At 68.1% G+C, this 12,354-nt stretch carries 6 protein-coding genes; all 6 read right to left on the bottom strand.

The window, feature by feature from the left end; all coding sequences use genetic code 11:
* Positions 1–49 precede the first annotated feature (49 nt).
* On the bottom strand, positions 50–1,678 hold the full coding sequence (locus AC3RCE_RS06700; protein WP_492254769.1) for a SpoVR family protein: 1,629 nt from the start codon (positions 1,676–1,678) through the stop codon (positions 50–52).
* Positions 1,675–2,940: a YeaH/YhbH family protein gene (locus AC3RCE_RS06695; RefSeq protein WP_492245830.1), complete on the bottom strand. Its 1,266-nt coding sequence runs from the start codon at positions 2,938–2,940 to the stop codon at positions 1,675–1,677. Before AC3RCE_RS06695 ends, AC3RCE_RS06700 begins: the two co-directional genes overlap by 4 nt.
* A gap of 56 nt (positions 2,941–2,996) precedes the next feature.
* Positions 2,997–4,919, bottom strand: a complete 1,923-nt coding sequence (locus tag AC3RCE_RS06690; protein WP_218341875.1) for a PrkA family serine protein kinase — start codon at positions 4,917–4,919, stop codon at positions 2,997–2,999.
* Between the two features lie 236 nt (positions 4,920–5,155).
* Positions 5,156–6,370: an FAD-dependent monooxygenase gene (locus tag AC3RCE_RS06685; RefSeq protein ID WP_218293653.1), complete on the bottom strand. Its 1,215-nt coding sequence runs from the start codon at positions 6,368–6,370 to the stop codon at positions 5,156–5,158.
* A 75-nt stretch (positions 6,371–6,445) separates the two neighbouring features.
* A complete protein-coding gene (locus AC3RCE_RS06680) occupies positions 6,446–8,962 on the bottom strand; it encodes a putative bifunctional diguanylate cyclase/phosphodiesterase (protein WP_218293652.1) in 2,517 nt (838 codons plus the stop codon).
* On the bottom strand, positions 8,959–12,282 hold the full coding sequence (locus AC3RCE_RS06675) for a sensor domain-containing protein (RefSeq protein WP_218293651.1): 3,324 nt from the start codon (positions 12,280–12,282) through the stop codon (positions 8,959–8,961). The genes AC3RCE_RS06680 and AC3RCE_RS06675 overlap by 4 nt, the downstream gene beginning before the upstream one ends.
* Between the last annotated feature and the right edge of the window lie 72 nt (positions 12,283–12,354).

Below are 12,354 nucleotides of genomic sequence, written 5' to 3'. Positions count from 1 at the left end.
CCGGCACGGCAGGGCCGTTCCAGCCACCGCAGCGGCGGCTGGAACGCGCTCACGCGATGGACCCAGGCACCGTGTGCAGCAGCACCGGGTGGTTGCCGTAGGCGTCCACGCTCTCGATCTGCACGCCAAAACCCCACAGGCGCGCCACGTGCCTGAGCACCTCCTGCGTGTCGTCGCCCAGCGGGCGGCCCTGGTACTGGGTATGGCGCAGGGTCAGGCTGCGGTCACCGCGCAGGTTCACGTTCCACACCTGGATGTTAGGCTCGCGCGTGCCCAGGTCGTATTGCTGCGAGAGCATCTGGCGCAGGCCGCGGTAGCCGTTCTCGTCATGGATCTCGCTGACCACCAGCTCGCGCTCGTTGGCATCGTCGTGCAGGGCGAACAGCCGCATCTCGCGCATCAGGTGCGGGCTCAGGTACTGGCCGATGAAGCTCTCGTCCTTGAAGTTGCGCATGGCATGGTCGAGCGTGGGCAGCCACGGGGAGCCCGCGACGTCGGGAAACCAGCGCCGGTCTTCGGCCGTGGGGTTCTGGCAGATGCGCTGGATGTCGCGGTACATGGAAAAACCCAGCGCGTAGGGGTTGATGCCGCTGTAGGCGCGGTGCCCCACGGGGGGCTGGAAGATCACGTTGGTGTGCGAGCCCAGCCATTCGATCATCACCCCGTCGCTCAGGTAGCCCTCGTCGTACAAAGTGGTGAGCAGGGTGTAGTGCCAGAAAGTGGCCCAGCCCTCGTTCATGACCTGGCTCTGCCGCTGGGGGTAGAAATACTGCGCGATCTTGCGCACGATGCGCACGATCTCGCGCTGCCAGGGCTCCAGCAGCGGCGCGTTCTTCTCGATGAAGTACAGGATGTTCTCCTGCGGCTCCTTCGGAAAGCGGTTGTGCTCCTGCGCCGCGCCGTCCTTGCCGGGCCGGGTGGGCAGGGTGCGCCACAGCTCGTTGACCTGCTGCTGCGCGTAGGCCTCGCGCTGCTCGCGCTCCAGGCGCTCGCGTGCCAGGTTCTTCTTGGAGGGACGGCGGTAGCGGTCCACGCCAAAGTTGGCCAGCGCGTGGCACGAATCCAGAAGCCGCTCCACCTCGTCGAAGCCGTAGCGCTCCTCGCACTGGGCCACGTAGTCCTTGGCATACACCAGGTAGTCGATGATGGAGGAGGCGTCCGTCCACATGCGAAACAGGTAGTTGCCCTTGAAGAAGCTGTTGTGCCCGTAGGCCGCATGTGCGATCACCAGCGCCTGCATGGCGGTGGTGTTCTCCTCCATCAGGTAGCTGATGCAGGGGTTGGCGTTGATGACGATCTCGTAGGCCAGCCCCATGTGGCCGCGCCGGTAGCGCCGTTCGGTGGCCAGGAACTCCTTGCCGTAGCTCCAGTGGCGGTAGTTCACCGGCATGCCCACGCTGGAGTAGGCGTCCATCATCTGCTCGGCGGTGATGACCTCCAGCTGGTTGGGATAGGTGTCCAGGCCGAAGCGCTCGGCGGTGGCGGCGATCGCGCCGTGGTAGCGCTCGATCAGCTCGAACGTCCAGTCGCCCGGGTCGGGCAGCGGCTGGGCGGGCCGCGCCCCGGCGGGCAGGAGCTGCTCGGGCACGGTGCGGTGGCGGCGCTCGCCGACGAGGGCGGTCTTCCAGGGGTTGTCGCGGATGCGGCGCTCCAGCACCGGGTATTGGGTCATGTTCATACCTGCACCCCCTCGCTCTTGAAGAGGTCGCGGAACACGGGATAGATGTCGCCCGGCTCGGAGACCTTGCGCATGGCGAAATGGGGATGGAGCGCCAGCAGCTGGCTGTATTCGTCCCACAGGTTCTGCTCTTCCTGGGCCACCTGCACATAGGCAAAGTAGCGCACCAGCGGGAGGATCCGCTCCACCAGCAGGCTGCGGCAATTGCCGCTGTCGTTGGTGAAGTTGTCGCCATCGCTGACCTGGGCGGCGTAGATGTTCCAGTCCCCAGCGGGGTAGCGCGCGCGGATGATCTGGTCGAGCAGCACCAGCGCGCTGCTGACCACCGTGCCACCACTCTCGGTGGAGTGGAAGAACTGCTCCTCGCTCACCTCGGTGGCCTGGGTGTGGTGGCGGATGAAGACGATGTCGATCGTCTCGTAGTGCCGCGTGAGGAACAGGTACAGCAGGATGAAGAAGCGCTTGGCCAGGTCCTTGCGGGCCTCGTCCATGGAGCCCGAGACGTCCATCAGGCAGAACATCACCGCCTGGCTGTTGGGCACCGGCACCTGCACTCTGGCCCGAAAACGCAGGTCGATGGGGTCGAGGTACGGAATCCGGTCGATGCGCTGCCGGAGCGTGTCGATGCGGCGCTGCAGCTCGGCCACCGCCTCGCTGGTGCCGTCATCCTGCGCCAGCAGCGCGTCGAGCTGCGCCTGCAGCGCCACAAGCTCGCGGTGTGGCGCCTTGCCCAGCGCGATGCGCCGCCCCAGCGCCCCGCGCATGGTGCGCAGCACCGCCAGGTTGTTGGGAATGCCGTCCTGGCTGTAGCCAGCGCGGCGCGACTTCCATTTCGGGTTCTCGCCGATGTGCGTGCGCAGCAGGCGCGGCAGCGCGAGGTCTTCGAAGAAGAGCTGCATGAACTCTTCCTTGGTCAGCGTGAAGGTGAAGTCGTCCTCTCCCTCCCCGCTGTCGCTGGCCTGCGAGCCGCTGCCGGTGCCCCCCTTGGGCCGCGCGATGCGGTCGCCGCGCACATGCTCCGCATTGCCGGGGTGCACCACGTCGTGGATGCCACCCTGGCCATGGTGGAACACGGGCTCGCCAATGTCCTTGCGCGGGATGGTGACGCTCTCGGCCTGCTCGATGTCGCGGATGCTGCGCCTGGACACAGCGCGGCGCACGCTGTCCGCGATCTGCTCCTTGAAGCGGCGGACAAAGCGCTCGCGGTTCCCGACCGATTTGTTCTTGCCTGCGAGCCTGCGGTCGATGATTTGCAATGCCATCTGCTTAGCTCCCATGCATGGACAGGCGCCCCGGCGGGACGCGCTGGCAACCCCGATCAACTGCTTTTTCGAACGCGCAGGTACCACTCGCACAACAAACGCACCTGCTTGGGGGTGTAGCCCTTGTCCACCATGCGGGTGACAAAATCCTCGTGCTTGCGCGCCTCCTCGGCACTGGCCTTCGCGTTGAAGCTGATGACGGGCAGCAGCTCCTCGGTGTTGGAGAACATCTTCTTCTCGATCACCAGGCGCAGTTTCTCGTAGCTGGTCCAGCTCGGGTTGTTGCCCTGGTTGTTGGCGCGCGCGCGCAGCACGAAGTTGACGATCTCGTTGCGGAAATCCTTGGGGTTGGCAATACCCGCGGGCTTCTCGATCTTCTCGAGTTCGGCGTTGAGCGCACTGCGGTCGAACACCTCGCCGGTGTCGGTGTCGCGGTACTCGTTGTCCTGGATCCAGTAGTCAGCGTAGGTGACGTAGCGGTCGAAGATGTTCTGCCCGTACTCGCTGTAGCTCTCCAGGTAGGCCGTCTGGATCTCCTTGCCGATGAACTCGGCATAGCGCGGTGACAGGAACTCCTTGATGTAGCTGGTGTACTTGGTTTCCAGCTCGGAGGGGAACTGCTCGCGCTCGATCTGCTGCTCCAGCACATACATGAGGTGCACCGGGTTGGCCGCCAGCTCGGCGCTGTCGAAGTTGAACACCTTGGACAGGATCTTGAACGCGAAGCGCGTGGAGATGCCGGTCATGCCCTCGTCCACGCCGGCGTAGTCGCGGTACTCCTGGTAGCTCTTGGCTCGCGGGTCGGTGTCCTTCAGGCTCTCGCCGTCATACACCTGCATCTTGCTGAAGATGCTGGAGTTCTCGGGCTCCTTCAGGCGCGTCAAGATGGCGAACTGCGACATCATCTTGAGCGTGCCCGGCGCGCACACGGCGTTGCCCAGCGACGATTCGCGGATCAGCTTCTCGTAGATCCGTATCTCCTCGCTCACGCGCAGGCAGTACGGCACCTTGACGATGTAGATGCGGTCCAGGAAGGCCTCGTTGTTCTTGTTGTTGCGAAAGGCCTTCCACTCGCTCTCGTTGCTGTGGGCCAGCACCACGCCGTCGAACGGGATCGCGCCGAAGCCCTCGGTGCCCTTGTAGTTGCCCTCCTGCGTGGCGGTGAGCAGCGGGTGCAGCACCTTGATGGGCGCCTTGAACATCTCCACGAATTCCAGCAGCCCCTGGTTGGCCAGGCACAGGCCGCCGCTGTAGCTGTAGGCGTCGGTGTCGTCCTGGGCAAAGGTCTCGAGCTTGCGGATGTCCACCTTGCCCACCAGGCTGGAGATGTCCTGGTTGTTCTCGTCGCCCGGCTCGGTCTTGGCAATGCCCACCTGCTTCAAGATGCTGGGGTAGCGCTTGACCACGCGGAACTGGCGGATGTCGCCGCCGAACTCGTCGAGCCGCTTGACCGCCCAGGGCGACAGCACGCGCTGCAGGTAGCGCCGGTGAATGCCGAACTGTTCCTCCAGCACCGGGCCGTCCTCCATCGCGTCGAACAGCCCGAGCGGCGACTCGTTCACCGGCGAGCCCTTGATCGCATAGAACGGCACCTTCTGCATCAGGTACTTGAGCCGCTCGGCGATGGAACTCTTGCCCCCGCCCACCGGCCCCAGCAGGTAGAGGATCTGCTTGCGCTCCTCCAGCCCCTGCGCGGCATGGCGAAAGAAGCTCACCACCTGCTCGATGGCATCCTCCATGCCGTAGAACTCGGCGAACGTGGGGTAGCGCTTGATCACCTTGTTGGCGAAGATGCGCGACAGGCGCGGGTCGTTGCGCGTGTCCACCATCTCGGGATCGCCGATGGCGGCCAGCATGCGCTGGGCCGCCGTGGCATAGGCCATGGGATCGCGCTTGCACTCGGCGAGGTACTCGTCGATCGACATTTCCTCTTCGCGGCTGCGGGCGTAGCGCGCGGCGAAACTGCTGATGGCATCCATACGACCTCCTGTGGCGGCACCCCTGGCGGGCCCGGGAAGTGCCACGGTGTTGCAGTGGGAATCGCTACTGGCTCATCTCTTTGTAGCACCATGGTCCGCCCTTGAACAGGGTGTTTGTGTGCGCATGCGGTGCTTTTTACATCCATGGCCCCCCATGGATAGAGCAGGCATGCCGCGCAAAGTTCATTGGTGCGAGGGCCCCGCCATCCAGCGCGGCCAGCTATCGCGCAAGGGCATCACAGCGAACTGGCAATGGAGCCATCGCCCCGGTACAGCCAGGGCACGTCCAGCAGCCGTTCGCCCAGCAGGCGCAATGAGAGATCCCGCCCCCAGCGCACGGGGCCCATGGCGTGGAAGATGCGCCCGTTGCGCGTGGAGCGGGCCTGCACGCGCGCATTGCGCTGCCAGCGGTTGAGGGCATACCGGGTCAGGCGCAGCGGCACCTCCAGGTCGTGCATGGCCAGCGCGCGCTGCAGCTCCGCCGCGTCCTCGATGGCCATGCCCGCGCCCTGGGCCAGGTAAGGGCGCATGGGGTGGGCGGCATCGCCCAGCAGGGCGACCAGGCCCTGCGCCATGTCGCCCGCGCCACGCACAGGCGGCCGGTCGCACAGCGGCCACAGGCGCCAGCCGCCCGCGCCGCCCTGGTCGCTCACGCTGCGCACCACGTCCTGCAGCGCGGTGCAGGTGCCCTGCAGGGCGTGTTCCAGCCCCGTGGCGTTGGCGGCATGGTCCCAGTTCTCCAGGTCTTGCGGCGCGGGGCCCTGCACGATGACGACGATGTTCTGCAGTTCGCCCCGGCGCACGGGGTACTGCACCGCATGCAGGCGCGGGCCCAGCCAGGCCGTGACCTGCGCGGTGCGCAGCGCGCCGGGCAGCGCGTGCTGCGGCACCAGGGCGCGGTAGGCCAGGTGCCCCGTCACGCGCGGCGCCACCGCGCCCAGCAGCTGCGTGCGGGTGCGGCTCCACAGCCCGTCGGCGCCGATGAGCGCATCGCCTTCCACCTCCTTGCCCCGGCTCGTGCGCACGGTGACGACGCCATCGCCATCGGCAAAGCCCTCGATCGCGTGCGCGAGGTGCAGCTGCGTGTCGGTGTATTTGGTCAGCGCCGCCAGCAGCAGGCCATGCAGGTCGGCGCGGTGGATGGTGGCGTAGGCGGCGCCGTAGCGCTGCACCGCTGTCGGGCCCAGCGGCAGCACGGCCAGTTCGCGGCCGCTGACGGCATTGCGCACCTGCAGCCGGCTCGGAAACGCCGCCACGGCCTGCAGCGGCTGCTGCAGGCCCCAGGCCTGCAGGCGGCGCACCACGTTGGGCCCGATCTGCACCCCCGCGCCCACCTCGCTGAAGGCTGCGGCGCGCTCGTACAGCCGCACGTCCCAGCCCGCCCGCGATGCGCCCAGCGCCGCTGCCAGCCCCCCAATGCCGCCACCGGCGACCAGTACCTGCTTCTTCATGCACCGATTGTGCCGTGCGGACGCCCGCCGCGGCTTGTCATGGCGCAGGGCCCGCGCGAGGAAGGCAGCGCGCCGTCACAGCGCGGGCCGCAGGGCGCGCTCCAGCACCTCCGCCGGCATGGGGCGGCCAAACAGATAGCCCTGGAAAGCCTGGCAGCCGTGGCGCTGCAGGAACTCCAGCTGCCCCGTGGTCTCCACGCCTTCGGCCACCACGGCCAGGTCCAGGCTGTGCGCCAGGGCCAGGATGGTGCGCACGATGGCCGCGTCGTTGGGGTCGGTCTGCAGGTCGCGCACGAAGCCCTGGTCGATCTTGAGCTGGTCCAGCGGCAGGCGCTTGAGGTAGCTCAGCGACGAGTAGCCCGTGCCGAAGTCATCGAGCGAGAACCCCACGCCGTAGCGCCGCAGGTATTCCATGCGCGAGATCACGTCCTCCACATCCGCCAGCAGCAGGCTTTCGGTCAGTTCCAGCTTCAGGCGCTCGGGGTTGGCGCCGCTCTTGTGCAGGATGCCCAGCATCTGCTCGACGAAATCGGGCTGGCGGAACTGCCGCACGCTCACGTTCACCGACAGAAAGAACTGGCGCGTGAGCGAGCTGCGCGACCAGGCCACGAGCTGCGCGCAGGCGGCTTCGAGCACCCAGTGCCCGAGCGGCAGGATCAGCCCCGTCTGTTCGGCCAGCGGAATGAACTCGGCCGGTGATACGAGACCGCGCCGCGGGTGCTTCCAGCGCACCAGGGCCTCCGCGCCCTGCAGGCGGCCCTTGCCGTCCACCACGGGCTGGAAATACAGCACCAGTTCTTTTTCCTGCAGGCCCCGGCGCAGGTCGGCTTCCAGCGCCGAGCGGTTGCTGACGGCGGCCTGCATGTCGGGGTCGAAGAAGCGCTGAGTGTTGCGCCCCGCGGCCTTGGCCTGGTACATGGCCAGGTCGGCGTGCTTGAGCAGTTCGTCCACGCTGCAGGTCTGCTGGCCAAACAGCGCGATGCCGATGCTGGGCGTGCTGTGGTGGCTGGTCTCGCCCAGCGCGTAGGGCTTGCCCAGCGTGGTGGCGATGTGGCTGGCCACCAGGGCGGCCTCGGCGCTGGCATGGGGGCCGTCGGCGCTCAGGCCCTCCACCAGCACCACGAACTCATCGCCGCCGAAGCGCGACACGGTGTCGGCCTCGCGCACGCAGCCCTTCAGGCGCTGGGCCACCTGCAGCAGCAGCTGGTCGCCCGTGTCATGGCCCAGGGTGTCGTTGAGGTCCTTGAAGTTGTCCAGGTCGATGAACAGCAGCGCGCCCTGCGCACCCGACCGGGCGACCACCGCCATCGCGCGCTGCAGGCGGTCCACCAGCATGCGGCGGTTGGGCAGGCCGGTGAGCATGTCGTAGAACGCCAGGCGCTCGATCTGGCTTTCGACCTCCTTGCGCTCGGTGATGTCGCGGCCCACGCCCCGGTAGCCCCACAGCGCGCCCTGGGCATCGAACACGGGCACCCCGCTGACCGAGATCCAGTGCATGCTGCCATCGGGCCGGTGGCGCTGCAGCTCCAGGTCGCGAAACGGCTGCCGGGCCTGCAGCACCGCGCGGTGCGCCGCCCAGTCGGCCTCGGTCATGTTGAGCGCGCCGATCTCCCAGCGGGTGCGGCCCATCACGTTGGACAGGGGGATGCCATTGACGCTCAGATCGCCCGCCAGCTGCACGAAGCGGCCTTCGGCGTCGTGCTCCCAGTACCAGTCGGACGACAGGTCGCTCAGCGAGCGAAAGCGTGCCTCGCTCTCGCGCAGCTCGTTCTCCACGCGCACGTAGTCGCTCACATCGGCGAAGGTGCGCACCAGGCCGCCGTCGGGCAGCTCGGTGGTGCGCACCTCGAAGGTACGGCCATCGCGCGTGGTGCGCCAGTAGACCGACGGGGCGGCGGCGACCGCGCCCCCCGCCACGTAGGCATGCCCGCGCCGGTCCACGAGGCGATGGCCTTCGCCAAAGTCGCCCCGCTCGGCCTGGATGCGGGTCAGGTCGGCCAGGGTGGGCCGCGTGGCCATCAGGGATTCGGGCAGGTCCAGCAGCTCGAGCACGCGCTGGTTGTAGACGGTGATGCTCCCATCCGGCGCGGTCTTGAAGATGCCCTGGCTCATGCTGGCAAGCGTGACCTGCAGCGTGGCGCGCTGCTCCTGCAGCAGGGTCAGCGCATCCTGCCAGATGCGGGCGTCCACCATGCGCACGGGCTGGCTCTGCCCCTGGGTCCTGTGCAGCAGCGCGGCCAGCCGGTGCAGCAGCTCGCCCAGGTGGGCCACGCCATCGGCGTCACGCACCATGTAGTCGCCCAGTCCGCAGCGGAACGCGCGCGCGGCCAGGGCCTCCTGGTGGGCGTCGATGCACATGAGCACGGGGCGCCCGGCGCACAGCTCCAGCACGCCGGGCAGATCCTGCACCGAGGGCTTGAGGCACAGCACCACGGCATCCCAGGCCTGCGAGGCCAGCGGCGCCCGCGCGGTGTCCGGCGTGGGGCTGTTGACCACGCGCCAGCCCGGGTGGTGCGCGGCGATCAGGCGCCGCGCCACCGCGGCATGCTGCGTGTCGCTGTCCACCCAGAGGATGCCTGGCCCGGCGGTCATGGCTTGCGCCCCTCGGCCACGGCCACCACGGGCTGCGCGAACAGGCCCAGCTGGTGCTCGCGCACAAATACGTCGATGGGCACCGGCCGCCCGAAAAGAAACCCCTGGAACCCCTCGCAGCCATGCAGCCGCAGGAACGACAGCTGCCCCGTCGTCTCCACCCCCTCGGCCACCACCTGCAGGTCCAGGCTCTTGGCCAGCGCCAGGATCGTGCGCACGATCGCCGCGTCGTTGGGGTCCGCCAGCACGTCCCGCACGAAGCTCTGGTCTATCTTCACCTGATCCAGCGGCAGTCTCTTGAGGTACGACAGGGACGAGTACCCTGTCCCGAAGTCGTCCAGCGCAAATCCCACCCCTTCGCTCTTGAGCTGCACCATCCGCGCGATGGTGTCCTCGATGTCTCCCAGCAGCAGGCTTTCTGTCAGCTCCAGCTTGAGCCTGCGCGGGTCCGCCTGGTGGCTGTGCAGGGTCTGCAGCACTTCGGCCACGAAGCCGGCCTGGCGAAACTGCCGCGCGCTCACGTTCACGGAGATGGACAGGTGCGCCGTGTCCGGGTGCTCTGCCCAGCGCTGCAGTTGCCGGCACGCGGTCTGCAGCACGTATTGCCCCAGCGGCAGGATCAGGCCTGTCTGCTCTGCCAGGGGGATGAAGTCGCCGGGGCTGATCATCCCGCGCTGGGGGTGGCGCCAGCGCACCAGGGCCTCGGCGCCCATGAGCTGGGACTGGTGGTCCACGACGGGCTGGTAGTGCACCAGCAGTTCTCCCCGCGCCAGCCCCTGGCGCAGGTCGGCCTCCAGGTTGGAGCGCGCGTTGACGGCCGCCTGCATGTCCGGGTCGAAGAAGCGCTGGGTGTTGCGCCCCGCCGCCTTGGCCTGGTACATGGCCAGGTCGGCGCGTTTGAGCAGTTCGTCCACGCTCAGGCGTTCGTCCCCAAAGAGGGTGATGCCGATGCTGGGGGTGCTGTAGTGCTGGGCGCCGTCCAGTTCGAAGGGCTGGTTCAGGCTGGCCAGGAGTTTCTCGGCCACGGTTTCCGCCTGCGCGGCCGCCTGCGGCAGCTGGGGCGCCAGGGCTTCGAGCATGACGACGAATTCGTCGCCGCCAAAGCGCGCGACGGTGTCGGCCTCGCGCACGCTGCCCACCAGGCGCGTGGCCACCTGCGCCAGGAGCTGGTCGCCCATGTCGTGGCCCAGGGTGTCGTTGAGGTCCTTGAAGTTGTCCAGGTCGATGAACAGCAGCGCGCCCAGGTTCCTGGTGCGCTGGCACGCGGCGATGGAGCGCTGCAGGCGATCGAGCAGCAGCCGCCGGTTGGGCAGGCCCGTCAGCGCGTCGAAGAACGCCAGGCGCTCGATCTCCTGCTCCGCTCGCTTGCGGTCCGTGATGTCGCGGCACACGCCCAGCACGCCGGTCACGCGGCCGTGCAGGTCGCGGATGGGGGTCTTGATGGTCTCGAACTGGCCCTGGTAGCCATCCTCGGCGAAAGTGAGCGTTTCCTCGTACACCAGCGGCTGCCAGGCCTGCATGGCGCGCAGGTCGTAGTTGCGGAACCGCTCGGCCTCGGGCTGCGCCACCAGATCGAAATCGCTGCAACCCACGATCTGGCGCTCCGGCCGCCCGGCAAAGCGCTCGAACACGGGGTTGACCGACAGGTAGACACCCTGCGCGTCCTTGAGGAACACCATGTCCGGCATGGCGTTGACCACGCGCGCAAGGTGTGCCTTCTGGTGCGCAAGCTCTTCCTCGATGCGCTTGAGCTCGGTGAGGTCGTAGGCGAACAGCACCACGGCGGGCACGCCCTGGTCCGTCACGCTTTCGGGGGCGATGGTGGTGTGGTGGCACTGGGTGCCGCCGGGTCCGTCGATGCGGTTCTCGAACACCGCCGCCTCGCCCGCGAACGCCTTGTCGAAATGAGGCTGCATGCGCTGCATCACTTCGGGCTCCAGCACATCGCTCAGCAATTGCCCCTGCAGCTGCGCGGGCTCGCGGTGCAGCCAGCGGGCCTGCTGTTCGTTGACGTAGAGCACACGCAGGTCGCGGTCCAGCCGTGCCACCCCGCCAGGCACTTGCCGCAGCATGTTGGCCATCAGGGCCTCGTGCGCGTGGGAGGCTTCCTCGGCCAGGTGGTGCGCGGTGATATCGGTCTGCACACCGTCCCACATCACCCGGCCATCGTCGAGCCGGCGCGGCGAGGCGCTCAGGTGCATCCAGCGCAGCTGGCCGTCCGGGCGGCGCATCCGGAAGACCTCTTCCACCGCCGCCATGTTCACGAAGGAGTTCTCCTGGGCCCGCAGCAGGCGCGCGCGGTCTTCCTCGAGGATCTGCCCGTACAGGACGCTGGGGTTGCGCACCACGTCCTCGACGCTGACCCCGTTGAGGCGGGCAATGGCCTCGCCCATGTGCACGAAGTGCGTGCGCCCGTCGTGCTCGCGCACCACCTGGTACAGCACGCTGTGGGGCAGGTTGCGCCCAAGCAGCGACAGGCGGCCCTGGCTTTCGCGCAGCAGCCGCTCGGCCTCCTGCACACGCGCAAACGGCTGGCGGATGCCCGCGTTGAACACCGCCTGGTACAGGAGCGCATAGGCCACGATGCGCCAGCCGTGGGCGAGCGGGCCGCCCACGGGAGAATGGCCGCCCAGCAGGCCCACCGAAAGTTCACCGCAGGCGAAGGCCGCCGCCGCCCAAGCGAAAACGCGCTCGCGCGCCTGCCCCCGGCGCACCGCATCGCGGTGCAGCAGCAGGGCCACCGCCGCCAGCACCAGCACGAGCCCGAACGCCAGGTACTGCCGCAAGGCTCCGCCCGCGGCCTGCGCAAACGATGCGGGCAGCGGCCCCAGCGCCGTTCCCAGCAGCAGCAGCGCCATGCCGGCGGAGGCGGCCAGCCACGCCTTGGCAGGGCCCGCGGCGGTGAGGTGCACCGCCGTGAGCAGCAGGGTAAGCGTCTCCGCCACCCGGGCCCAGCTGCTGAGCCACAGCGAGATGCCGGCCGTGCCCGTGGGCATGTGGACCGAGGTCGAATGCGCCAGCACGCCGTGGAGAAAATTGCATGCCGCCGCCACGCCGAAACCCGCCACCAGCACGTTGGCACGGGTTTGCTCGGGGGCTTCGAGGGTGTGCAGCGATACCGACACCACCAGCAGCCCGAGCAGCACGGCCACCAGTTCCATGAAAGGCTCCAGGCCGTGCTGGGAACCCGCGCCATCGCCCATCATCTGCGCCAGCGGCACCATCACGGCCGCCAGCGCGGCCACCACCAGCACCACCGTGACGGCTGGTGTGTCCGTCAGCAGCGCGCGATAGGGCCTGAAGCGGGTGGAAGGGGGCATACGGGCGTGAGGCAGTGCGGGACTCTATTTCGACACAACGTCACAAGTGTATCGGCGAGTAAGCAGGCATTC

The organism is Acidovorax sp. GW823-FHT05D11 (genome assembly GCF_058795695.1).
Note: the sequence above shows the minus strand (reverse complement) of the source record. Positions and strands in the feature narration are given on the sequence as shown.